This window comes from Methylobacterium sp. JK268 (assembly GCF_054052225.1).
Genome location: NZ_JBSVZN010000010.1, coordinates 219,711 through 242,890 on the forward strand (window position 1 = coordinate 219,711; position 23,180 = coordinate 242,890).

Genomic DNA, 23,180 nt, shown 5'->3' on the forward strand with positions numbered 1-23,180 from the left:
GGCCAGCCGCGCACCGGCGCGAAGCCGTGGTTCGAAGGAAAGTCGAGGCGAGCGGCCTCAAGCCCTCGGCGGCTCGAACGGTCCCTGCCCATCGCCGCCGGCGCGGAAGGCTTCGTCCGCGCGGGTGAAGGATTGGGCCACGGAGAGGACGCCGGCTCCCGGAGACCCCGCCGCGGCGGGCATGACGCCTTGCGCGTGCGATTGCGCATGGTGGACCAGATCGTCGGCATCCCGATGGCCGGCCGGGTGATCCTGTCCCGCCATCGACAGGACCGCTTGCGCGGCGGGACCAGGCGCCTCGTGCCGAGCCTGGGCGAGCAGCGGCAACGCCGCCACCGCCACCAGCAGCAACGCCGCGGCCATCGTCATGAGACGCCGCCCGAACGACACGCGATCCACGCCCCCCATATAGCCCCGGCCGGACCGAAGCGGCGAATGCCCTTCCCTTATCCTATCCAGGGGGATACGATGTCAACATGAAACACACCCACGCCTCGCACCCCGAGATCGTAAAGCGCCTCAAGCGTGCCCATGGCCACCTCGCCGGGGTCATCGCGATGATCGACGAGGGCCGCCCCTGCCTCGACCTCGCCCAACAGCTCCAGGCGGTCGAGAACGCCATCGCCAACGCGAAGCGCACCCTGATCGAGGACCACATGGAGCACTGCATCGGCGACGGCGTCGCCGGCGGGGGCAAGTCGGCGAGAGCCACGCTGGCCGAGTTCAAGGCGCTTGCCAAGTACCTTTGAGGACCGCCCGATGCTGAGCGTCTTCGCGAACCGGACCTACCGGCACCTGTTCGCCGCGCAGGTCATCGCCCTGATCGGCTCAGGACTGCTGACCGTCGCCCTCGGGCTCCTGGCCTATCGTCTCGCCGGGCCCGAGGCCGGCGCGGTTCTGGGCACCGCGCTCGCCGTCAAGATGGTCGCCTACGTGCTGGTGGCACCGGTCGCGAACGCCTTCACTGGGCAGTTGCCACGCCGCGCCTTCCTGGTGGCCACCGACCTCGTCCGAGCCGGCGTCGCGCTGATCCTGCCGTTCGTCGACCAGGTCTGGCAGGTCCACGTGCTGGTCTTCGTGCTCCAGTCGTGCTCGGCCGCCTTTACCCCGACCTTCCAGGCGACCATCCCCGACATCCTGCCCGACGAGAGCGACTACACGCGGGCCCTGTCGCTCTCGCGGCTCGCATACGACCTGGAAAACCTGCTCAGCCCGGCGCTCGCCGCCGTCCTACTGACGGTCATCAACTTCCACTGGCTGTTCGGCGGCACGGTCGTCGGCTTCCTCTGCTCGGCCGCGCTCGTGGTCTCGGTCAGCCTGCCGAGCCCGCAGCCGACCGACCGTCGCGGCATCTACGACCGGACCACCCGCGGCCTGCGCATCTACCTGGCGACGCCCCGCCTGCGTGGCCTCCTCGCCCTCAACCTCGCGGTCTCGGCCGCCGGCGCCATGGTCATCGTTAACACCGTGGTGATCGTCCAGGCGATCCTCGGAAGGCCCCAGAACGACGTCGCCGTCGCGCTCGGGTTGTTCGGCGGCGGGTCGATGGTCGCGGCCCTGATCCTGCCGCGGATACTCGACCGTCTTCCGGATCGCGCTGTGATGCTGCCGGCGGCGGCGCTCCTCGGCGTCGTCCTGCTCGCCTTCGCCGCGACGACCTGGGAAGGCGTGATCGGCTGGCCGATGCTGCTCGGCACCTGGTTGGTCCTCGGGATCGGGTACTCGGCCGCACAGACCCCGACCGGGCGGCTGCTCCGGCGCTCGGCCACGAGCGAGGACCGGCCCGCGGTGTTCGCGGCGCAGTTCGCCCTCTCGCACGTCGCCTGGCTGGTGACCTACCCTCTAGCGGGCTGGCTCGGCGCCGAGGCCGGGATGCCGGTCACCCTGGCGGTCCTCGGCGCGCTCACCCTGGTCGCCGTTGCCGCCGCGGCCTGCCTGTGGCCCGCCTCGGAGCCGGACGTGGTCGAGCACGCGCATCCCGAGCTCGATCCCGGCCATCCCCACCTGGGGGGCGTCGGATCGGGCCGGCATTCCCACGCCTACGTCATCGACGACCTGCACCAGCGCTGGCCTACGGTCCGGCCGGGATGCCGTGGGCGCGCTTCAGGCGCTTGACGATGTCCGGGTGCGAGGCGTGCTCCATGAGCAGGTCCTATGCCCCCGGAGGGGATGATGCAAATGGCTTCAGCACCGTCGATGCCGGTCGGCGAGGAGCGCGACGCTCGCCCGGCGTTGCACTGCGCCGAGTGTTACGCTTGAAGCTTAGGTAGCACGATGCTACCTCTAGGGCTTCGGGAAGCACAATCGCGCATGACCCCCGAACGGTGCCTGGTCTGCGGCGAGCACGCGGTCGAGGAGCGGGTCGATGCGGTCACCCTGACCCGCCGCAGGCGCAGCGCGACCTACGCGGACCGGCGCATGGTCTGCGCCGCCTGCGGGAACGTCAGCTACCGCGGGGCGCAGGTGAGCGGGCACGAGGTTGCAGTTGCCGCGGCCGAGCGTGGGATGGAGGTCCTGCTCTCGGTGGCGGAGCTCTGCGCGATCCGCTCGAAGTACCGCCTGCGCCAGGCGGACATGGAGCAGATCCTCTCGACGGGTCCGAAGACGTGGACCCGCTGGGAGCGGGACAAGATCACCCAGATCAAGGCGGTGGACAAGTTCATCCGGGCCATCGCCGGCGACCTTTACCTGGCGCGCCGCCTGATGCGCGAGGCGGGCGTCGACAACCCCGAGGCCGATGAGGTGTTCGCGCGGATCGAGCGCGACGAGCGCCTGAGGGCCCGCGCCGCGCTGCGGGCCGAGCTCGGCAGGCGGGTCGGCATCGATGATCCCAGGCTCAATGTTCCGCTTCATCTCCAGAGGGGAGATGGACCGTCAATCACCAAAGTTCTGGTGCCAGAAGCAGCAAAGTTCCGTTTCCCCTCGGGCGGCTTGCGGCACTGGCCTCGCCGGGCCCTTTGTCCCTTTCGATGCCCGGTGTGACGCTGCCCGGACGGACGGACGACATCCGTCAAGCGGGGAACCGCCATGCCCTACGATTACGGAAGCCGCCCTAACCGGAGGCGCGCCGCCGCCCTGCTTGAGACCCTCAAGGGTAAGCTCGTCGACGCGAGCGGTGCGGTCGAGCATGCTGCCACCATGCAGGCGGCGAGCTCATCTCCGCACTGGCGGCTGTCGAACGTCGCCGGGGTCCATCTCTACGAGACGGCCCGCGGCTGGTACGCCGACATCGCGTTCCAGGACCTACCCGTCGGCGTGCCGACCGTGATCGGGAATGCGGCCCCATACGGGACCCGGCAGGAAGCCCTGCAGAGCGCCGTCCGGAATCTCTCGCTCTGCGCCGAGCGCGAGAAGGTGGTCATGGCGAACTTCGACACCACGATGCGGTGGTTCGTGTTCGACGAGATCGAGGTTTTGGTCGATCCGGACTACCTGCCCGGCATCGCCGCCAAGCTCGCCGGCGAGGGGTACACGCAAGAGGATGTCCTCGGACGGCTGGCCTACCTCAGGCACGTCATCTCCGGTGACGAGCCCTTGACGAAGGAAGTGGCCGAGGCCGCAGACGAAAAGACCCGCGAACGCCTCGCGGTGGTCTGCGAGATCGCGATGGCCCTGGGGCTGACGCAGTTCTCCGTCGCCGACGGCGTATGGGCCGACCACGTGCCGGCCTCGCCCGGTCCCAGGCACTGACCCGCGCCGGGGCAGGGGCCGGACGCGCACCTACCCCCGCGCCGCCCACCTCCGCCTGCCGGGGTGGCTCATCGCCCAGATCGCGCCCCGGGGAGGGCAACCGATCAGGGCGGCATCGAGCGCGTCGGTCCGCTCGTAGACCGCGCTCCCGACTAAGGCCGGGTCGAAGGCCGGCGCGACCCCGCCCGCCGCAAGGTATCTGCCGGCCACGCGCGCGTTCAGGTTCCTCTCGTGACAGATCTCCGTCAGGAGCGCGTAGCGCCCCCTGAACGCCTCGTAGCTTTCCCGCGTGACGACCGGCAGCTTGCGGCGCGTGAGCGGGCAGAACTCCTTCCCGACCGCCAGCGCGCCCAGGGAGATCAAGCCGTTCAGGACACCCGGCGTCAGGCTGGGCACCTCCGCGCCGATCTCCTTCTTCGTGAGGCTTCGCCGCGGCGGCATGCCCGCCTGGAGGAATGCGGTCACCTCGGCGGCATCGACCAGGAGGTCCGTGTACCGGCGTCCGCCTCCCAAGCATCCCTTCCAGGACAGCCGGCCGCCGAGGACGAGCTCCACCAGGTCCCCGATGTTGGTCGAGGCGATGAAGCAGGCGCGGCCGAACGGGACCTGCCTGGCGGTCGGCGCATCGACCGGTACCGCCCCCACGAGCAGGCGCTCCATAAAGGCTTCGACGTCGGCGCGCGCCATGCGGTGCCGAGCCTTGTTGACCTCGCGCGACCCGAAGAGCGTGGGGATCAGGCCCCGGGAGACGAGCTCCAGGAGGTGCCTCTTGGGAATGCCGGTCTCCGCCATAACGTCCGCGACCTTGAGACCGGCGGCGTACGCCCGCAGTTGCTCCTCGAAATCGTCGACTCGGATCGTGAGGCGCAACTGTCCGGGTTCCCCCAACGCCGGTGCGATGCCGGAACGCGCGAAGATCGCCCGCAGGGTCTGGTGGGAGGTCCCGGAGGCGGCGGCGGCCGAGGTCGACGTATGCAGCCGCCGCTCCTCAAGCACCTGCCCCAGAACCTGGCTGCCGGCGGGAAGCGGGACGTTCTCGATGGCGTGCCGGCGCACGAGGTCCCGGATACACTGGAACCCCGGGTCGTCGAGGTCGCGTTCGAGGACCGCCAGGATGTGGCCGTAGGTCTTCTTGATACCAATGGAGCCGGCCGCATGGCTCCGGGCGATCAGCGTGTCGAGGAACCGCTCGATGGATGCCTCGCCGGCGGCAGCTGTCCGGTACCCGGCCAGCGACGCGGCGGCCAGCACCTCGTTTCCGAGGTCGCGCAGGTGGGGGCGCCCCGGGCCCAGGCCCTCAACGCCAAGGCATTCGCAGATCGCGATCGCGGCGTGCAGCGGTAGGCCGTCGAGCCAGTTTGTCGGATCGCGCACGCCGTCGAGCCGCCGGACGACCCACTCCTCGAAGGCGTTGGGCCCCGCGTCGGCTACATCGGCACGGAGACGCGCGAGACGAGGCAGCACCTCCTCGGCGACCATGGCCGAGAAGTCGACGATGGCCTGCCCCTCGGTCCGGGAGCTCTCCAGCAAGCCCACTCGGTGCCCATGGCACGAACGGATCTGGTCGATGACCCAATCGCGGCGCAGCCAGGGGCGCGCGGCGAGGGGCACGTCAGACTGGGCGCCCGCCAGGTCGTCGGCGATGCAGTGGGGACAGAACCGGAAGTAGTTGAAGTGCGCGGCGCGCCACGTGAGCCTCTCGTTGCCCCTGCCGGTGAGGATCGCGTTGCCCACCCGCCGGGGCGTGCAGAGCCTGAGGCCCGTGGCCTGCGGCCCGGTCAGGCCGCCGAGCGCGGCCACGACCCGCACGGCGTCGTCCGTGCCATTGTGGACCTCGCGCGCGGAGATGCCGGACGCGCCCATGAGGTCGGCCAGGGCGATGCCGTTGAGGGCGGCCAGCCGCGAGGCGAAGCCGGAGGCCGGCTCGCGGGGCTTGGGCGGGAGCTTCCAGTCCAGGGCCGCGGGGAGCGATGCCGTGATCATGCTTCCTCGTCGGGCGGCATTCCGTGGTACGACCCCTGCGGCAGACTGGTCCAATCGTCGACGATGAACGGGTTGTAGAGCTTGACGCCCGGCGCCCGGGTCTGATTGGTCCAGGCCTGCGCGAAGTGCTCGCGGGTGAGCTCGGTCGCGTCCGGGTCGATGGACAGGGCGTGGTGGATCGCCTCCACGACGCCCTCGCAGACACGGGCGTAGCGGTAGCGGCTGGCATGCGCCAATCGTTCGGGCAGGTCCGTGTCCGGCATGTTCCCGATGCCCATGCCGATTGCCTGTGTCAGCTTCCGCAGGATGCGGACCACGAGCATCCGCTCCCTGTCCATGTCCAGGTCGGGAAAATCGACCCAGCGCCATCGCCGCTCGAACTGCTCGTCGTCGAACGGGAGATCGAGGATCTTCGGCAGCCCCGAGAGGACAAAGGCGACCGGCCAGGTCGGGGAATTCGAGACGCCCTTGATGGCGTTGGCGAGTTCCACGTTCGCCGCCTGCGAGTCCTTGACGATGTGCTGGGTCTCGTCGATGTGCACGAGGGAGACGCCACGCCTCATCAGCACGTTCGACAACTGGTTCCACGCATCGCCCTGGCCCTTCTTGCCGAGGGGCGGCCCGGCCGCGGCCATGATGTTCTGCGCCACGATCCGCGAGATCACGTAGCCAGTTAGCGAAATCGAAACGTAACGCCGCACGGTCCCGTACGACGTGTTCTCGGGTTCCAGCGCCGAGTATTCTCTCAACAAGCGCTCGACGGCCTCGGTCTTCCCCGCGCCGCTCGGCCCGGTCAAGAAGAACACGTTCGCATGCTTCCGCCGTTGGAGCTTCCTGGTCAGCATCTTCCGCATGAACATGCCGAAGGCGTCACGGAGGACCGTGTCGCGTCCGCATTCGACGTAGACCGCTTCGAGGATGTCGAGCCGTTCCAGGATCCTGCGGTCCCGTTCGGGCAGCTTCGCCCGCATGGCCTCGAACGCTGCGTCGGGGTCGATGGCGCCCGGCCCAGGATAGCCGAAGTCGTAACCCTCGTTACGGTCGCTCATTCGCCGTCCTCGCCGTACATGTTGATGGAGTCCTCGCTGTCCCCGGGGCCGCCGGCATGACAGCGCGCGGGCAGCCGCCCCTTGGCCGGCTTGGCGAGCGAGATGCCGATGCGGCCCGATCCGACGTCGCCGTTGATGGCCGGCCCGGACGGTGCGGCCGGCTGGGCCCGCCTCACGGTGCCAGTGCGTTCGATGACCCTGAGGAGCCGGTTCACCTGCTCCTCTGAGACGACGTGGGACGGAACGCCGGCCCGACGGCGTGCCTCCTCGGCCTCCCCCATAAGGTCGCGGTGGGCGGTGAGCCGGAACGGGTTGCCCCCCAGTCTCTCCTGCTTCTCGAAGCGGCGGAGGTCGCTGTTTCCCTTTAGCCAGTCGGCAAGGTGCTTGCCCTCCAGGTCCGGCGCGTCGAAGACGAGATAGGCGCCCTCGCCGGGAAAGTGGCACCGGAGGTCGGGCGGAACCCTGACCAGGATGCGCCCCAACTCGCAGGGGTCGGTCACGATGGTGAGCCTGCGCTCGCCCAGGTAGCCCCGCAGCTTCCCCATGAGGTCGTGGGTGTAGGTCGCGTTGAGGTAAGTGACGCCGTCGACGCCCAGGACGCGGTTCGGCACCGCGAGCCCGAAGGCCAGGAGCCTGCCCAGGTCGTCCGGCGCCGGGTTCAGCGCCTCCCATTCCTCGTCGTCGAAGATGTTGCGCTGCCAGGCCGTGTAGGGCCGAGCGCCCCCGAGTCCGGCATGGGGCTTGTGGTGGTACTCGTCGACGATGAAGCGCACGAGCTTGGGGTAGACGTCTTCCAGGAGCAGGCTCGCCATCTGCTCGGACTTGTATTCGCCCTTCTCGACGATGTTCGAGAAGCTCTGGCCGGTGTAGATCCGGCAGAACCTCCTGAAGGTGCGGAAGAACGATTCAATGGTCCCGCGCGAGCGCGGGTCCTTGCCCGGCAGCCGATGCTCGATATTCGCCTTGGAAAGAGTCCCCACGAAGTCACCCTGGAAGGCAGAGCCCTCGTCCGTGGAGACCTCGTTCGGTCGCGCCATCATCGGCCAGTCGCTGGCGCAGTTCGCGAACTTGGCTACTTCGCTCTTGTCCACCAAAACGCTCAGGAGCGCCGACTTCGAGCCGGCCGCCGAGGGCGAGAAGGGCGTCACGTGTAGGCCGACGACGCACTTGGTGGCCGTGTCGATTGCGACGGTGACGGTGCAGCGAACCGTGACCCGATCCTTCCGCAGCTTGCGCGCGGCTAGCTTGGCCTCCGGGGTGATGAGACCTTTGGCGTGCTTGTGCTTGATGACGACGAAGAGATCCATCTCCCAGTCGTCCATCTCGACGCGGTCCATACGTCCGAGCTTGGTGAGCCCATCGACGGAGACCATGCCCTTGCCGACGGGCATGTACTTGAGCTCGGTCTGCTTCGGCCCGAGGTGAGCCATGTCGACGAGGATGGGCGGCAGCTTCTTGATGCGGCGGCGGATCGCCCGGCTGTCGACGGAGACATGGGACTCGGGCGAGAGGCGCCGGTTCAGGAGCATGAGCTCGGCCTCGACGCGGGTGAACACGTCCTCGGGCTTGATCCTGTTGCCGGACGCGTACTTGCGGACCTCCTTCTCGACGATGGCCTTGGCCCGAGGGTCCAACTGGTTGCGGTTGCCGCACTTGTCGTATTGTGGCCTGAACACGCCCGGCTGGCGGTCGCCGCGCTCGAACAGGTCGAGCCATTCCCGGAGCGTCGTGGCGCCCGGGTAGTCGTAGGGCTTGCGCGGCTGGCCTGCGATCCGGCGGCCGGGCGGCCGGGCCTCGTTGAAGGTGTCGATGTACCAGCGGTGCATCAGTTCGCGTTCGGCCTCGATGAAGGCCGCCATGTCCTCCGGGGTCTTGTCGGGGCGGGTCTCATGACCCGCGGCCCCGATGCGCGCTTGGTTGAACCTGACGCACCACTCGACCTTCCAGGCGACGGTGCGCAGTTGCCTGTCGTCGAGGTCCGAGAGGTCCGACAGCCTCGTTCCGGCGGCCCGGTCGCGCAGGAGTTGGAAGGCGAGGGAGTAGTAGCCCTCCTCGACGCGGATCTTCCTTGCCGCATGCAGACGGACGTACTCGTCGTCGGTCAGCGGCTTGATGGAGGTGTCCACCACGGCGTTGTCGATAACGAGGCGCAGGAGGTTCGCCCGGCCCTGCCGCCCGGCCGGCCGATAGTGGGCCCCGTCGATGGTGATGCGGTCGTTATGGCCGAACTTGTAGCTTTGCGCGGGCATGTTCTCGTTCTCCGGGGCGGCCGGCCCGCCGGCGGGAGGGTGACGTTTGGTGTCACCTTCCCGCGCGGAGCTGTCGGCCCGATTAAGGGGGATGGTTATTGGTTTGGGGCGGCACCGCCCGACACCCGGTTCTCCAGCGGCAGGTCGAGGCCGAGCCTCTTCCCGGGCGGGTTCATCAGGATGCCGGACTGCAGGAGGGCGGCGGCCGCCCTGACGCCGCGTTGGCCGAGGCCGACGGCGAGGGCGACCTCGCGCAGGGACGTGACCGGACCCAACCCCGGGAGCACCGCGCGAACGGTTCTCAGCCCGGCATGGTCGTGGTCGCGTCCGCAGGCGACGATGTACCGCCCGTTGAGCACCGCGACGGGGTCGAGGGTCTCGTAGGTGATGGCGCGGTAGTCGTCGGCGAGCCTGCTCCCCTTCTGGGCGCAGATAGCCTCGACGATGGCCACGGTCTCGTCCCTATGCAGGCCCTCGAAGGTCTGCTTGACCGCGATGGCCTCCCGCACGCCGTTCGCCCAGTCGACGAGGATGTCGAAGGTGTAGACGTGCTGGCTGCCAACGCGCTCGTACCGCACACTCCGCTGCTCGCGGATACGGACCACGCCCGGGAGCGAGATGAGCACGGTCAGGACCGCGCGCTCCGTCTCGCTCTCGTGGTAGTGGACGAACCCACGGAACGGATCGTCGATCCTGCCGACCGACGACCCGCGCCACTTCGGCCTGGGCCGACGGTCGGGGTCCGTGTCGGAGCAATCGTAGCCGACGAGCCCGGTGGCCGCTTGCGCGTCGTGCCCGGTCTCCCCTTTGGCCAGGGTCAGCCTGTCACCCTTTGGTGACGAGGCTCGAACCAGCCAAATGCCCGGCGCGGCGGGCGTTGAGGCGCGCTGAGAGGATGTTGTGGCGTGCGGGCATGGTAGCCTCCCGTGAACGAGGACGACGTCACGCGCCGCGAACGGGCGCGCCTTCGGGTTTTCGCGAAGGGTCGGGCGCCCGCGGGCGCTCCGGGTCAGGTCCGGTTCGGGGATATCGCCATGGTAGGGACACCGCCGGACCGGATTGAACGTATGGTCATGCAGGGCATGCGCGCGCTCCTCCGGTGGGGGCCAGGTCGTGGCCGGTGGGTCGATGTCGGGCGATGTAGGCATCCTGCAGCGCCCAGGCTGATGGCAGGTTAACGAACACCCTGGGCCCCGCCGAATGCACGAGAAGCCTGTGGATGACGCTGCCGGGGATGGCGCCTCACGGGCCGCGCGGCCCCGGGAAGGACACCACGTTGGCGTCCGCCCTGCGGGTGTGGCGGCGTTCCTCGACGAGCTCCATCCCGGTCTCCACCTCGACGGCGACGGCCCCGAGCAGGCTGTCCATGTCGTCGGGCGGCAGGAGGCGGGACAGGCGTACCAGCCCCATGACGACCTCCGCGATGCGGGCGTCGACGTCCTCACGCATGGGGACCTCCCTCGGCAGCATCGGCCCCGGGGACGGGCGTGGCCGGGATTTCTGCGATGAGCGCGCGGACCTCGGCCCCTCCGAGGACGCGGCGCTCGACCAGACGGTCGGCCACGCACTCGATCCGGTCCTTGTTCTCCCGCACCAGGCGCAGGCTTACGGCGTACAGGCGGTCGAGGTCGCGCCCGACGGCCTCACGGAAGTCGGGCTCCCGCAGCAAGGCCTGCACCTCCGAACGGTCCCCGCGGTACGGGAGCGAACCCGACAGCCCCCAGGAGGCGGCCTTGGAGGCGAGCAGGTTTGTGGCGACGGCGAGGTCGCTCCACCGCTCGCCGCCCGCGCCCGTGGTCGGCTCGCCCCAGATCTCGTCGGCCGCCCTGCCGGCGAGTTGGGTCACGGCCAGTGCGTCGATCTGCGCCGCCGTCATCATGGTGGGGTTGCTGCGCAGGCGACCGCTCGTGCTCCCCGCGAACGCCCCTCTTTCGACGATGGTCACGACCTCCAATGTCGAGGAGGCGACCACCTCGCCGACCACGGCATGACTAGCCTCGTGGCGCGCGATGGCCCGGACGGTCTCCGGCGGCCGCGTCTCCGGCGGGCAGACCTGCCGGACGAGGTCGTCCAAGGTGACGGCCCGGCCGGCGGCCAGGGCCGCGGCGCGGGCGGCCCTGGCCCACCCGGCGACGTCGGCCCCGGTTGCGCCGACGCCGAGGGAGCCGAGCGGCGTCAGGTCGGCCCCGGGGGGCGCCTCTTCACCGAGGTGCTGGCCGAGGATGCCCGCGATGGCCTCGGCGTCGGGGAGACCGATCCTCAGGACCCTGTTGAGGCGGCCGGGGCGGATTAGCGCCGGGTCGAGCCTTTCGGGATAGTTGGTCGCCCCGACCACGATCAGGTTGGCGCTCGACGAAGCTGCGGAGTCCAATTCCTGCAATAGACACCCGATCACGGGGCTCCAAAAGTCCCTATATCTTGGGTCGACGCTATCGCGCGATGGGACACCATCAAGCTCATCTTGGAACAATACTGCTGGTCCATTCGCGGATGCTTCCTGAAAGGTAGTCGTGATGGCGCGAACTACGTCACCAAGATAGCCGGCATTGTTGGAGAACCATGCCGAAGCGCTGGTGACGTACAACCTGAGCTTCAAACTCTTGGCCAAACTGACGGAGAAGCTGGACTTGCCGGTGCCGGGTGGGCCTGCCAGCACGACCGCACGGTCACCCTTGACGGCCTCCGTCCAGGGAATGCCCTTCGACCGCCAGTTTTCGACCGCTGCCGCGAGGGCCAAGCCCCATTCGCGAGCTTCGCCGAGGCCAAACATCTCCTCTAGGGGTGGGGCGTCGTTCGTCGCCACGACGGCTTGCTTGGCCGCGGCCATGATGGCGAGCCGGCGCGAGCAGGCCGCCGCGGTGGAGTTGCGCCGGATGGCCGAGCAGACGTCGAGGAAGGTCAGGCCGGCGAGCGGGGGCACCTTGCGGGCGCGGCGCCCGGTGACCAGCGCGACGACCGTCCTGACGGCGGCAGGGGTGGGTGCGCCCAAGGTCAGGCGGATGTCGGCGGCCGCGGTCAGCGTGGACGGCAGGTAGCGGGCGGGCGCCTGCGAGACGCCTCCGATGTTGGCGCCGTTGCCGAGCAGGCTGGCGGTCTTATCGCAGCCGTGGTCGGGGCGATCCTGCGACTTGCTGCTGCCGGAGCGCTGCAGGACGTCGGAGAAACGACCTGCGGCGCGGAGCGCGTCGCCGACCGGCGCGATCATCTCGGGATGGGCAACCTCGACGACGACGGCCAGGCCGTCGCGCTTGGCGATGGCGGCGCGGTCGCGCTTAGACAGGGCCTCCATCAGCATCGCGGTCGCGAGCAGTCGCGGGACGGGGTTGATGTCGAGGAAGGCCGCATGGGCGTCCTCGGCCGATGCTGGGATGGCAGGCTCGGCGTCGATGTCGGGGAAGCCATCCTCGTCGGCTTGGCGAGCGACGCGCCGGGCATGGTCGAGGATTGTCAGGGCGGGGGTCTTGTTGCTGTTCACGGCGGCCTCCATCATCGGGCCGTCGCGCGTGCGTGCGCGCTGGTCAGGCCCGTGGGGGTGTCTCGGATCGGTTGAGGGGGCGGATGGCCGACGGGCCCAGGAGGCGGCCGGCGGGGCGCGGTATCCGTTTCATGCGGTCGGTCATGGCGTGCTCCTCTTGTCCTGGCTGCAGTGTCAGTCGCGTTCGCCGGGGTCCCAGTTGTCGAAGTCGACCCGGCGGGCCGTTGCGGAGACCCTGATGCCCGGGTGCGCCGGAGCGGTCCGCTCGCGGAGGTGGCGGGCCTGCCGCTCGGCCTCGTCCATCGCGGCCCTTCCGAGGGCCACGAGCACGGTCCTGGCGATCCGGGTGAACCCCGCCTCGCCGTACGTGGACTGGCAGCCGCTGAGCCTCCTGAAGATTTCTCCGACCTGGCGGGCGGGGTCCTCAGTTTCGGGAGGGGGCGCGGCGAAGGGACGGGACGGTGCGTGGCCGGACGCGCGAGTGTCGGCGTGGTCGGTGATGACGTCGGTCATGCGGCCTCTCTCGGGGCCGCCGGACGTCGCGCGCCGGTCAGGCCCCCTGCAGGGCGTGGGGGGAAGGCGAGGTCCGGCCGAAGGCCGGGGCTTCCCGTATGAAGCGCAGGGGATGGGACACGGTGGTCTCGCAATGGGACGGGTGACCGTCCAGGGATGAAACAGATTCGCGGTCGACGCCCGGGGCGTCAAGCCGACAAGCGAACCTAAGCAATCTGCGAGCCTGGCCGCGACGTCTCCGTGTGGACAACCTGGGACGTGTCCCGCGCGGTCATGGCGTGCCTTCCACGGCCTGGGCGTTCTCGGCCAAGCGGGCGCGGATCTCGTCGAGGGTGACGGGCCGGAAACCGAAGCAATCGACGCCGACGTCGGTGCTGGCCGCGGTACCCGGCAGGGTGCCGTGGGAATGCCCGTAGAGGTGCAGGTCGCCGCGGTGCATGCGGGGCCAGACGCGGCAAGCGTAGTGGAACAGGAACAGCCCGACGGTCGCGCCGGTCGCGGGATCGGGCGCCGCCACCCGAGCGACGTCGAAGATCCCGTCCCAGGGCAGGCGTGCCGAGATGCGGTCGTGGTTGCCGCGGACGAGGAAGCGACGCTTTCCCTTGAGGCGGGCGAAGATCGACCGGGCGTACTCCTCGCTGCAGCGATAGCAGAAGTCTCCGAGGTGCCAGACGGTGTCCTCGGGGCGCACGACCGCGTTCCAGTTGGCGATCAGCGTCTCGTCGTTCTCCTCGATAGAGGCGAAGGGGCGGCGGGCCGCCATGCGCTCGTCGAGGAGGGCCCGGTGGCCGAAGTGGTGGTCGCTCGACCATAAGGTTCTGGGTGACATCGGAGCCTCGCGGGTTGCGGAGGCTCGGCACGCGGCGGCACTCCGGCGGTCAGTCGGTGGGGCGCTCGCTCACGGGTTTCATGGCGGTGTCTCCTGAGGTCCGTTAACCCTGTCGCGGCGTGCATGCGGGCGCAAGCCCGGGGCGCCGGGATCCACAGAGCCGCGCCCCCGGAACGGCGCCGGAGGCCGTTCCGATTAGCGGGGCCAGGGTCCGAAAGCGCGACTCGTCGGTGGGGTATCGGGTAGCGCTACCCGATACCTCCGGCGTGATCGGTCGGCGGCTGCGGAAGCTCGTCGAGGCCCAGGTCACCGAGGTCCGGGTGGCCGGTGAGGCGTTGCAGGAGACGCAGGAGGTGCCAGGCGCGCACCGCCCACGGATAGGCGGTGACGGCGAGATGCTGGAGCCGGACCGCGGCGGCGGCGAGGCGGTTCCGGAGCGTGGCTGGGGTCGACATGGCATGGTCCGCATGAGGCCGCTGGGGCCGATGCGGGAATGGTCGGGCCGGAGGCGTGTCCCGATCCAGGCTACGCTATGCCATATGCGGCACGAAGCTTAAGCCAATTGGCCCGGCGCGGCGTATGGCATAATCTTAATGCGGTCGGCGGCGTCGGACCGCATGCTCCTGTCTCCACCTGACGGAGAGACCGACCGTGACGAACGATGCCACTCTGACCGTGAAGGCGATGATGCACCACGCCCTTGAGAGCACCGGCCCGGCCGCCGTCCTGGCCTTCGCCGCCGAGATGACGAAGCCGAAGAGCGGCTGGAAGGGACCGCGCAAGCTGTCCCGGGAACAGGCACTGGCGGCGACACGCACCGTAACGTCGATGTTGCGGCGCTTCGGTCTGCAGCCATCGAAGGTGCTGGTGGGGGCCGGGCGCGCGAGCCAGCCGAGCGCGACAGGCCGGTTCTACCTGACGGACCTGGAGATGGCCGGGGCCGAGGTCACGAAGCGGCTGGCGACCGGCATCGGCGCCCATGTCGATCACGTGAAGGCCATCGCACGCCACGCCCGCCAGAAGGGGCAGGCCGTCGACGAAGGGGCGTTGCTGGCCGAACTGGCCGACGCGGTCGGAGCCTTCCTGGAGCCGTTCCGCGCCGAGCCGGAGCTCGAACCGGACGCGGAGCTCGCCGGAGACGTCAACCGGATCGCGGACCACCTCGCGAACCCGGGGCGCCGGTTCGAGCTCGCCCGGTTCCTGGCGGAGGCGCGCCGGTTGGAGCTCGGGTTCGACGCCGCGGCCGGCGAAATGGTCTTCCATGGACCGGCCGCTTCCATGCACGACGGCGGCAACACCCCGGTGATCCCGCTGCTGACGCGGATGGTGGCGCACGCCGAGGCGACGGTGTCCCGGGGCGAATGGGAGGACGGCGAGGAGAGCGCGCTGTACTTCGCCCGCCCCAAGCTGACGCCGCTGGGCCGCACGCACTGCGCGATCTGCCAGGAGGTCGGCCTCGGCGTGGTCGCCGACCCGGACCGGCGCGGCGGTCTGAGGATGGTCTTCACGCTGGACCCGGTGACCTATGTTGGCGAGCCCGGGCCTGCCGCCGAGGGCGATGCCTGGGACAAGGCCGGCTACGCCCGGTTCCTGCGGTTCGGCGCCTACCCGACCCCCGGTGACATCGACCGCCTGGCCGAGGGCGGCCTGTTCTTCGAGGCGGCCACGCCGGACCGGTACGATTGCGAGGAGTTTAGGGCCTTCTACGAGCAGGTGGTCGCCGAGTGGGAGCCGGGGGACGAGGAGCGCCTCTGGGGGCGCCGGCACCTGCCCGTGACGCCCGAGACCTGTCGGATGCTCCTGGTCGACGACGACCGGACCGCGTTCGACGTCTGGCGCTCCTTCGCCGAGATCCCGGAGCGGACGGTGCTGCCGCGGGACGCGGAGGACGATGCCGGCGTCGTGTCGCGGACCGTGCGGGCGAGGTTCGCGGCGCTGCTCTACGCCGAGGCCGAGCCCTCGGTCGCGGGTCTCCTCGGAGCCGAGGCGGAGCGGCGGTGCGAGGCGCTCGACGCGTTCCTCATGAGGTCGGCCACCGGCCTGCGCCGCCGGAAGCTGGAGTTCAGGGCCCGCATGCGGCGGTGACGGCGAGGCCGCCGCTCTTCCAATTTTCCGGCGGATCCCCCAGCGTCGAGCGAATCGCGTGTCTTTCGCCAACCCGGCCAGGGCGTTGCGGGGCATGCCGGGCTGCGCCGCCCGGCGACGTTTCGGCTGTGGACGGCCTGCGCGCGGTCGCGCTCGGGCCGTCCACGCGCCGGGGCGGTGGCCTATGGTCGAGCATGGCATTCCGAGCAGGAGCGAGGCGTGAACCCCGCCTCGCGTTGAACGCGGTCCGCATTGTCATTCCCGCCGGCACCATCCCAGCGGCGATGGTCCCCTATGACCGGGACACCCTTTACCGGCACCTGGACAGGGACCCTCAGGACGTTCACGCGCTCCGGATGGAAAACGAGTTGGCGATCGTGCCGCTCATCCCTGACGCCAACCTCCCCGCGGCGAGACAGGCGTTGAGAGCGGCGGATCACCCCAACCTCGTTGCGGGCCTCGCCCGGGAGGCCGTGCTGCGGGAAGTGATGACCCGTGCCGACAGGGGCTACCGCATCACCCGTCGCCGCCCGCTCGTGGTCGAGGCCGGGGGGCTGGGGACCGAGAACGTTCTTCCGTCGGGGCTCGGGCTGCCGGAATGGCTGAGGAGGCGGCTCGTGTTGGAGTTCGACGTCCGGACGCTGATTTCGCAGGGCTCCGTCCAGGTCGTGCTGACTTGCTCGCATCGCCTGAGGACCTTCATTGACGCCCCTGTCTCGGAACTCCGCGAGATCGGGGTGCCGCTAGCCGGCAAGGCGGTGTCGACGATGCGGGAGACCGCCGACCCGAAGGTGGCGGACCGCCTAGGCTACGCCGGCCGCATCCTCTCCGTCGACGATGACGGAACCCTGACCCTGGAGGACCATGGCGAGGGTTCGGAAACCGTCCCGGACAGCGAGCTCTACCTCGAACCGTCGCGCTCGAACTTCGCTGCCGTGGTCGCGGCACTGACCCAGGGGCGGGCTTCCGACGTCATGAAAGCGGTGGCCGACATCGAGGCCAAGTGGCACGGCGGTGTCGTCACGCGCGATACGGTCGGGAGAACCATCGCCTGGCTGAGGCGCTGCGAGGGCCTGACACTCGCGGATGGCGTGCCGATGGAATTCGGCCCCCTGCTCGACCAGTCGGTGAAGGGTGCCGGCTTCCCGGACGTCGACGTGTTCCCCAAGCCGAAGCTGTCGTTCAGCGCGGGCGGGATGAGGGAGAACCGTTGGGCGCAGAAGGAACTCGACGAGACGGGCCCCTACGACCGGGAGAGCTTCCCGCTGAAGAAGTTGAGGATCGCGGTCGTCTTCGAGCCCGGCTTTCGCAGGAATATCGCGGGGATCGTGGAGGGCTTCCTATACGGCCTCCCCAATGTGCGCAGCCAGGGCGCGAACCCGCTGGCCCCGCATCCGACCGGCTTGGTAGGCCGGTTCCGCCTCGACGAGCCTCAGGTCGGCTACTTCCCTGCCGCCGGCGACCGCGGGGAGGACTATGCGGAAGCGGCCCGGGCAGCGAACGCCGACGCGGCCGACCGGGACGAGCAATGGGACTTGGCGCTCCTGCAGGTCTCCCGTGAATGGAAGGAGCGTCCTTACGACGACAGCCCCTATTGGATGGGCAAGGCAGCATTCCTCAAGCAGGGAACCGTCGTCCAGGCGCTCTCCACTGAGACCTTGGCGATGGAAGACCTGCCCTATGCCATGGCTCTGGCGAACGTGGCGCTCGGGGTCTACGCGAAGCTCGGCGGGCGACCTTGGCTTCTGCCGGCGTCACGAGGGGATGCCCACGAGTTCGTGTTCGGCCTAGGCTCCCATGTGGAGAAGCAAGGGCGACGCGGAGCGGGCCAACGGGTCGTGGGCATCGCGACGATGTTCACGGCGCAGGGCGAGTTCGTTCTCGACAGCAGGACCGCGGCGGTGGGCTACGAAGGCTTGCCCGAAGCGCTCAGGACCGTGGTCGTCGACGCGATCCGGCGGGTCCGGAGTGAGGAGGCGTGGCGACCTGACGATCCGGTCCGTTTGGTCTTCCATGCATTCACCCAGTTGGGCCGCGAGAGCGCGGACGCCGTCGTGGAGGCGGTGAAGGGGCTCGGCCTCTCGCGAATGGATTTCGCGTTCCTGCATGTCGTCGAGGACCATCCGTTCACGGTCTTCGACCTCGAAGCGGAGAACGATTACAAGGCCCCGCTCGCGCCCGAGCGAGGCCAAGCCATCGCGTTGGGCGACCGGGAGTGGTTGGTGACGCTGACCGGCCGAAAGGAGGTCAAGGGCAGCCGGCAGGGCCTACCCGACCCGATCCTGCTGCGCCTCCATCACCGCTCGACCTACTCCGACATGGAGGCACTAAGCCGTCAGGTCTCGGACTTCGCCTGCCATTCCTGGCGGACCTTCATGCCGGCTAGGCTGCCTGTCACGCTGGGGTACGCCGACCAGATCGCGCGGCAGCTTTCCGGGCTCGAACGCACGCCGGGCTGGGACCGCGACGCCGTCGCCGGCAGCCGTGTCATGAGGCGACCGTGGTTCCTGTGAGCGAGGGGCCGACCGTCGCCGCCGTTCGGGCCGGTCTCGTCGCGGCCACCGCGGTGGAGGACGACGCGCCGCTGTTGCTGGCGTTCCGCTCGTTCGTCCTCGACGACCACGATCCGCTCACCGGCCTTGCTTCACGGGCAGCGGAGGCGTTCGGCAACCCCGGGGAGCGGGCGGCCCGGCATGTCGCGATGCTCGGTTACGCGGCCGCCGCCCGGCGATTGCCTGACGCCTTGGCACCTGTCCTGGCGGACGGCATCCGGTGGATCGCCGAACGGCCGTGGCATCGTCCGCTGCGGGAAGCGACGCTTGAGGCCGACGGAGTGTCGATGCTAGGCGTGGCGCTCGGATCGCGCGAATGCGACGACGCGCTCCGGCCCCCGCTTGCCGAGCTCGCCGTGAAAAGCGCCGGGATGCAGACGTTGTCCCCGCTTAATCGGTCCCTGGTGGCCGCGGCGGCACATGTCCTGGGAGCGGCCGGCCGACCGGACCTGTCGGTGATGCTGCCCGAAGTGCGGGTGGCCCTTGCTGATCTCGCGCTGATGCCCGTGGACGAGGCAAGCGGACCGCCTGCGTGGCGCGCCGCCTTGCGGTACGTGCCCGGGGATGGCGGTCCCGCTCGGGCGCCGCTCACGCTCCGGGCGTTCGACGCCCTGTGCGACCGCAACATGCCGGCCAGGCTCGGGCGCCTGGAAGCGCGGGACGTCGTGCGGGTCCTCGAAGGCGTGGTCCGCTCGTTCCAGTCATGGACCTGGGAGGACCGTCCCCGGACGCCGAACTCGCCGGCGGTCAAATGGCACATCGAGAACGAGTATCACGTCCAGAACCTTCTCTGGGCGGTGCTCGCCCCCCTGTTTCCTGACCTCAGGGCCGAGGAGTACGCCGCGCCCGTCGGGCACAAGAACCCCCGCATGGACCTGACCATCCCGAGCCTGAGGCTCGTCGTCGAGGCCAAGTTCATCCGGGCGGGCAAGAGCTTCGCGGACATCCAGGAGGAGATTGCCGCGGACCACACCCTCTACGGGCTGGACAGCCGGTGGGATGTGCTGATCCCGTTCATCTGGGACGATTCCCGCCGGGTCGAACAGCACGCGACCCTGCTCCAGGGGCTACGAGGCATGCCGAAGGTCTATGACGCCGTCGTGATGCCGCGTCCGGGCGGGATGGAGCGGGACACGGGCATCGAGGTGCCCGCGAGACAGACCCGCAAGCGCCGTGATCCGATGGTCGCCAAGGCGGCCTCGTCCCGGAAAGTGAGAGCGGCGAGCGTTCCCGAGAAGCTTTGACCTTCATCAGGCGATTGGCACTCGCTGCCTCAATGGCTTTCCGGGAGACGGGCTGACTTCCCCTGAAGGGCGGGAACGACGCCTGCTCCGTTTTTCCTCATGTCCGGGCTATGAGGGCTTCGACTTCGCAGTCCCGAAGGGCTTCATAAAGGTATCCCGAAGGGAGGCGGGCTTCAGCCCGGCCTTGACCAGCGCGACCTCGCAGCGCTCGCGCAGGGCGTCTGGTTCCCCTGCCGCCCCCACTAGGTCGGCCAACACGCCCCTCAGGACGCTCACCACCTTGGTGACTTCATCCAAGCGGAAGGCAAAGCTGCCGACTGGCGTTGCCTTCTCGTCTGCTACTGCCTCCGGCAGCGCCGACACCCGCACCGCCTCGCGCCCGGGGTATGCCTGCTTGAACCAGTGCTCTGCTTCAAGCAGTTGCGCATGGTCCTTCTTGTATAGCGGATTGTCCTCGTCCTTCTCGCTCTTGGCCTCAATCACAAAGTCGAAAGCAGCGTCCGTCCGCCAGAGCACGTCGGGCCCGACGCCATGCACCTTTTCCGGCCGTTCGGCGTCGAAGCCAAGGTACGCGCCGAGGTGCGCCAGCGCTTCCTCGTAACGCGTCGCGGACGCTTCGGGAACGAGGTCACTGACCGCCTCGTCGAAGTCCGCGAGCATGGCCGCGCGCCGGTCGTACTCGGTCAGCCGCTTCACAATCGCGGCGGACTGCTTGCCCGGCGCGGGCCGCGGCACGTAGGCAGGCCGCTTGCGCGGCGGGCTGTGGTTGTTGTTGACCGAATAGGCGGTGGTCTGGAGCGTCTGACCCTTCGCATCGTCATCCATTTGGTGAGCGATACGCGCGGCGAGGGCAGCGAGCCAGGCGCGACGCTGGGCATCAGCCTTCAACGCTACGTCGCCCATCAGCGTCTCGATGGCGGCAAGGGCCTTCTCGTACTGGCCGAGCCTCTGAAGCCTGAACGCCTTGCGCTCCACCGCCGCAACCTTAAGCGCCAGCATGTCGACGGGCGCCGCATGCGCGGCGTCGGCCAGTTCTGATGCGTGGTAGCCCACCCAGTCCGGATCGCGCCTGAGGCATTTCAGGATGGTATCGCCCACCTCCTTCGAGGTGGCGACCGCCTCGCTTACCTCCTGCCCCAACTTGAGCTGCACGCGCGTGCTGGCCGTCAGGAAATCGAGGTTCTTCTTGCGGCCAATCCAACCCACGAGCTTGGTGCCGATCAGCATGATTACGCAGAAGTCGGCGCCACCGCGCGTGCCTCGGCCGATACCTTGCTCGATGCGCTGAGCGAGGAGCGAGTTGACCGCGGCATCAGCCACGACATTCATGCGGAAAACGTCGTAGTTGGAGGTGCCCTGGGGCAAATTATCCATCACGAGGAAGCGGCAAGCCGACCCGGCGAGGTCGATGCCATCGTAGCGGTTGGCGAGCACGAGCGGTCCATAGATCTCGCCAGCCTGCATGGCGGCCACCTTCTCGGACACGGCGGCGGTCTTCTCGGGATAGTCGGCGATGTCGGCCCATTGCTTGGCGGCCGCCCCGGACGGCGTCAGGATCGCGACACCCTGCTTATGTTCCGCGAGCCAAGTGGCAAGCCCCTTGACCAGCGGCACGATGGGGTCGCTAAGCTTCATCAGCCCCGGCACCAGGATCATACGCTCGCCCACGCCCGCCAGCGAAGTCGAGGTGATGGGCTTGCCGACCGCGTCCGGCAAGGCGCCGAAGGTCCGAACAATCTCGCTGTCGTCGGCAATCGTCGCCGACATGTAAATCCTGCGCTTCGCGTCGTCGAAGGTCGGCAGCATGTCAACCGGCGGGAAGATGGGCGTGATGCTGATCCCCGACTTGCTGAAGAGGCAATGGCAGACGCCGAGGTTGTCGCGCAGGAAAGGCCAGACGAAGGGGTCAATGTCATCGACCTTCCCCGAGAGATACTGCTGCACCTCGTCGAGCTTGCGGTGCCAAGCCCAACTCGGGACCTCGATGACGCCGAACTCCTTGCCGTTGACGATGTCGGCGAACGAACCGTTGCGTCCGATTTCCTTGAAGGCAGGTCGGAAACGGTCGGCCAGTTCGGTGTAGACTTCCTTGTGATCCTTCGCCGAAATATCGAGGCTGAACGCCTCGCGGACGGACGATAGGGCGACGTGGGCGTCGTCGAGCACGATGGCTCCCACCCTGACAACCTCTTGCCCCGACCCGCGAACACCGAACTTGCTGCGCCCGTTGAACAGCGTCTCGTAGGCACCCACGAGAACGGCCTTGCCGTCGTGGAACTCCGCCGGCAACGGTTGCCCCCTGGTATAGGGAAGGGCTGGAATGCCGTACTCCTTGCTCTTGGCTAGTGGTCTGAGTTAGAGATCTGTGTGCAGAATCGGCTGACACTGGCCAAGATCGCGTCGGCTGACTTGGTCCAGACGAATGGCCTGGGATGAGCGTTGGTTTCGGCGATGTAGTCTCGGATCGCGGCCTCCAGGCCCTCTGTGCTGCTGAACGCACCGCGCTCCAGCCGACGCCGGCTCAGAACGGAGAACCAGCACTCCACGAGATTGAGCCACGACGCGCTCGTCGGCGTGAAGTGAAGGTGGAACCGCGGATGCTGGACCAACCAGTCATGCACTAGGGTCGTCTTGTGCGTCTTCAGGTTGTCGAGCACGAGATGCACCTCCAGATCGCGTGCGACGCTGCTCTCGACCTGCTCCAGGAATGCGCGGAACTCGACGCTGCGATGACGCGGCTTGCAACTCCCGATCACCGTTCCGGCTTTCACGTCGAGGGCGGCAAACAGGTCGAGCGTGCCATGCCGGCGATAGTCGTGTGTCACGCGCTCGGCCTGGCCCGGCCGGAGGGGAAAGGCTGCAGCCGTACCCTGCACCGCCTGGATCTGCGGCTTCTCGTCGACGCACAACACCAGCGCGCGATCGGGTGGGGCGAGGTAGAGGCCGACGACGTCGCGCACCTTCTCCACGAACGCCGGATCCGCGGAGAGCTTGAAGGTGTCGGCTTGGTGCGGCCGCAGACCGAAGGCGCGCCAGATGCGTGACACCGCACTCTGGCTCATGCCCGTACGGCGCGCCATCGCGCGGGTGCTCCAGTGCGTGGCGTTGGCCGGTGCCTCTTCCAGAGTGAGAGCGACCAGGCGCTCGACGGCCTCGTCATCGATGCTGCGGGGCGCGCCGGAGCGCGGCGCGTCGACCAGCCCCGGCAGCCGATGCGCGGCGAAGCGGCCCCGCCAGAGCGCCACCGTCTGGCGGCTGACCCCCAGTGCCGTCGCCACCCCCAGGTTGGTCGCGCCCGGTTCGGCACAGGCCAGGATGATGCGCAGGCGCGAAACCAGCGCCCGCCCGGTCCCGTGTCGGCGCAGCAGGCGCTGTATCTCACCCTGCTCCTGCCGGCTGAGATCGAGAGCGACTGCCTTTGGGCCACGCGACATGGCGCACCTCCATCAGGAAGTACCCAACAATCCGCCTACCCGGCTAAACTGTCAAACCTCTTCTAACTCAGACCACT

Annotated in this window: 19 protein-coding genes; 7 read left to right on the forward strand and 12 right to left on the reverse strand. The window is 68.9% G+C overall.

Going from position 1 to position 23,180, the window contains the following annotated elements; genetic code table 11:
- Positions 1 to 57: 57 nt before the first annotated feature.
- The gene (locus ACW9J6_RS13360; RefSeq protein ID WP_457116964.1) at positions 58 to 369 is read right to left on the reverse strand and encodes a hypothetical protein; all 312 of its coding nucleotides are present in this window, start codon (positions 367 to 369) and stop codon (positions 58 to 60) included.
- 107 nt (positions 370 to 476) lie between these two features.
- Here ACW9J6_RS13360 and ACW9J6_RS13365 point away from each other — a divergent pair, with 107 nt between their 5' ends.
- From ACW9J6_RS13365 to ACW9J6_RS13380, 4 genes are all read left to right on the forward strand, one after another.
- On the forward strand, positions 477 to 749 hold the full coding sequence (locus ACW9J6_RS13365; RefSeq protein ID WP_457116965.1) for a metal-sensing transcriptional repressor: 273 nt from the start codon (positions 477 to 479) through the stop codon (positions 747 to 749).
- Between the two features lie 10 nt (positions 750 to 759).
- Entirely contained in the window at positions 760 to 2,115 is a 1,356-nt protein-coding gene (locus tag ACW9J6_RS13370) for an MFS transporter (RefSeq protein WP_457116966.1), read from the forward strand.
- A gap of 195 nt (positions 2,116 to 2,310) precedes the next feature.
- Complete coding sequence (locus tag ACW9J6_RS13375; protein WP_457116967.1) at positions 2,311 to 2,982, forward strand: hypothetical protein; 672 nt, start codon at positions 2,311 to 2,313, stop codon at positions 2,980 to 2,982.
- 45 nt (positions 2,983 to 3,027) lie between these two features.
- Positions 3,028 to 3,690: a hypothetical protein gene (locus tag ACW9J6_RS13380; protein ID WP_457116968.1), complete on the forward strand. Its 663-nt coding sequence runs from the start codon at positions 3,028 to 3,030 to the stop codon at positions 3,688 to 3,690.
- Positions 3,691 to 3,720: 30 nt separating this feature from the next.
- Here the strand turns inward: ACW9J6_RS13380 and ACW9J6_RS13385 are convergent, their stop codons facing one another.
- The 9 genes from ACW9J6_RS13385 to ACW9J6_RS13425 form a co-directional block, all read right to left on the reverse strand.
- Complete coding sequence (locus ACW9J6_RS13385) at positions 3,721 to 5,673, reverse strand: TniQ family protein (protein ID WP_457116969.1); 1,953 nt, start codon at positions 5,671 to 5,673, stop codon at positions 3,721 to 3,723.
- A complete protein-coding gene (locus ACW9J6_RS13390; protein ID WP_457116970.1) occupies positions 5,670 to 6,722 on the reverse strand; it encodes an ATP-binding protein in 1,053 nt (350 codons plus the stop codon). The genes ACW9J6_RS13385 and ACW9J6_RS13390 overlap by 4 nt, the downstream gene beginning before the upstream one ends.
- Positions 6,719 to 8,971 (reverse strand): hypothetical protein, encoded by a 2,253-nt coding sequence (locus ACW9J6_RS13395; RefSeq protein ID WP_457116971.1) that lies wholly within the window; start codon positions 8,969 to 8,971, stop codon positions 6,719 to 6,721. The genes ACW9J6_RS13390 and ACW9J6_RS13395 overlap by 4 nt, the downstream gene beginning before the upstream one ends.
- 95 nt (positions 8,972 to 9,066) lie before the next feature.
- Positions 9,067 to 9,597 carry a hypothetical protein gene (locus tag ACW9J6_RS13400; protein WP_457116972.1) on the reverse strand — a complete coding sequence of 177 codons (531 nt, stop codon included), beginning with the start codon at positions 9,595 to 9,597 and terminating at the stop codon, positions 9,067 to 9,069.
- A gap of 616 nt (positions 9,598 to 10,213) precedes the next feature.
- Positions 10,214 to 10,420 (reverse strand): hypothetical protein, encoded by a 207-nt coding sequence (locus ACW9J6_RS13405; RefSeq protein ID WP_457116973.1) that lies wholly within the window; start codon positions 10,418 to 10,420, stop codon positions 10,214 to 10,216.
- Complete coding sequence (locus ACW9J6_RS13410; RefSeq protein ID WP_457116974.1) at positions 10,413 to 12,461, reverse strand: AAA family ATPase; 2,049 nt, start codon at positions 12,459 to 12,461, stop codon at positions 10,413 to 10,415. The genes ACW9J6_RS13405 and ACW9J6_RS13410 overlap by 8 nt, the downstream gene beginning before the upstream one ends.
- Positions 12,462 to 12,620: 159 nt before the next feature.
- Entirely contained in the window at positions 12,621 to 12,959 is a 339-nt protein-coding gene (locus tag ACW9J6_RS13415) for a hypothetical protein (RefSeq protein ID WP_457116975.1), read from the reverse strand.
- 271 nt (positions 12,960 to 13,230) lie between these two features.
- Positions 13,231 to 13,788 carry a metallophosphoesterase gene (locus ACW9J6_RS13420; protein WP_457116976.1) on the reverse strand — a complete coding sequence of 186 codons (558 nt, stop codon included), beginning with the start codon at positions 13,786 to 13,788 and terminating at the stop codon, positions 13,231 to 13,233.
- A gap of 248 nt (positions 13,789 to 14,036) precedes the next feature.
- A complete protein-coding gene (locus tag ACW9J6_RS13425) occupies positions 14,037 to 14,243 on the reverse strand; it encodes a hypothetical protein (protein ID WP_457116977.1) in 207 nt (68 codons plus the stop codon).
- Between the two features lie 196 nt (positions 14,244 to 14,439).
- Between ACW9J6_RS13425 and ACW9J6_RS13430 the strand changes: the two genes are divergently transcribed.
- The 3 genes from ACW9J6_RS13430 (at position 14,440) to ACW9J6_RS13440 (ending at position 19,669) form a co-directional block, all read left to right on the forward strand.
- A complete protein-coding gene (locus ACW9J6_RS13430; protein WP_457116978.1) occupies positions 14,440 to 15,873 on the forward strand; it encodes a hypothetical protein in 1,434 nt (477 codons plus the stop codon).
- Positions 15,874 to 16,109: 236 nt separating this feature from the next.
- Positions 16,110 to 18,386 (forward strand): hypothetical protein, encoded by a 2,277-nt coding sequence (locus ACW9J6_RS13435; protein WP_457116979.1) that lies wholly within the window; start codon positions 16,110 to 16,112, stop codon positions 18,384 to 18,386.
- Positions 18,374 to 19,669 (forward strand): PD-(D/E)XK nuclease domain-containing protein, encoded by a 1,296-nt coding sequence (locus tag ACW9J6_RS13440; protein ID WP_457116980.1) that lies wholly within the window; start codon positions 18,374 to 18,376, stop codon positions 19,667 to 19,669. The genes ACW9J6_RS13435 and ACW9J6_RS13440 overlap by 13 nt, the downstream gene beginning before the upstream one ends.
- A gap of 108 nt (positions 19,670 to 19,777) precedes the next feature.
- Here ACW9J6_RS13440 and ACW9J6_RS13445 read toward each other — a convergent pair whose 3' ends face one another.
- On the reverse strand, positions 19,778 to 21,958 hold the full coding sequence (locus tag ACW9J6_RS13445) for a DEAD/DEAH box helicase (RefSeq protein WP_457116981.1): 2,181 nt from the start codon (positions 21,956 to 21,958) through the stop codon (positions 19,778 to 19,780).
- Positions 21,959 to 22,011: 53 nt separating this feature from the next.
- Positions 22,012 to 23,103, reverse strand: a complete 1,092-nt coding sequence (locus ACW9J6_RS13450) for an IS630 family transposase (RefSeq protein ID WP_457116982.1) — start codon at positions 23,101 to 23,103, stop codon at positions 22,012 to 22,014.
- Between the last annotated feature and the right edge of the window lie 77 nt (positions 23,104 to 23,180).

Excerpts from the sequence above, each read along its gene's own strand:
- ACW9J6_RS13450 (WP_457116982.1), bottom strand. The coding sequence starts at position 23,103 with ATGTCGCGTGGCCCAAAGGCAGTCGCTCTCGATCTCAGCCGGCAGGAG.
- ACW9J6_RS13420 (WP_457116976.1), bottom strand. The coding sequence starts at position 13,788 with ATGTCACCCAGAACCTTATGGTCGAGCGACCACCACTTCGGCCACCGG.
- ACW9J6_RS13425 (WP_457116977.1), bottom strand. The coding sequence starts at position 14,243 with ATGTCGACCCCAGCCACGCTCCGGAACCGCCTCGCCGCCGCCGCGGTC.
- ACW9J6_RS13380 (WP_457116968.1), top strand. The coding sequence starts at position 3,028 with ATGCCCTACGATTACGGAAGCCGCCCTAACCGGAGGCGCGCCGCCGCC.
- ACW9J6_RS13375 (WP_457116967.1), top strand. The coding sequence starts at position 2,311 with ATGACCCCCGAACGGTGCCTGGTCTGCGGCGAGCACGCGGTCGAGGAG.
- ACW9J6_RS13410 (WP_457116974.1), bottom strand. The coding sequence starts at position 12,461 with ATGATGGAGGCCGCCGTGAACAGCAACAAGACCCCCGCCCTGACAATC.
- ACW9J6_RS13405 (WP_457116973.1), bottom strand. The coding sequence starts at position 10,420 with ATGCGTGAGGACGTCGACGCCCGCATCGCGGAGGTCGTCATGGGGCTG.
- ACW9J6_RS13360 (WP_457116964.1), bottom strand. The coding sequence starts at position 369 with ATGACGATGGCCGCGGCGTTGCTGCTGGTGGCGGTGGCGGCGTTGCCG.
- ACW9J6_RS13415 (WP_457116975.1), bottom strand. The coding sequence starts at position 12,959 with ATGACCGACGTCATCACCGACCACGCCGACACTCGCGCGTCCGGCCAC.
- ACW9J6_RS13370 (WP_457116966.1), top strand. The coding sequence starts at position 760 with ATGCTGAGCGTCTTCGCGAACCGGACCTACCGGCACCTGTTCGCCGCG.
- ACW9J6_RS13365 (WP_457116965.1), top strand. The coding sequence starts at position 477 with ATGAAACACACCCACGCCTCGCACCCCGAGATCGTAAAGCGCCTCAAG.
- ACW9J6_RS13385 (WP_457116969.1), bottom strand. The coding sequence starts at position 5,673 with ATGATCACGGCATCGCTCCCCGCGGCCCTGGACTGGAAGCTCCCGCCC.
- ACW9J6_RS13390 (WP_457116970.1), bottom strand. The coding sequence starts at position 6,722 with ATGAGCGACCGTAACGAGGGTTACGACTTCGGCTATCCTGGGCCGGGC.
- ACW9J6_RS13395 (WP_457116971.1), bottom strand. The coding sequence starts at position 8,971 with ATGCCCGCGCAAAGCTACAAGTTCGGCCATAACGACCGCATCACCATC.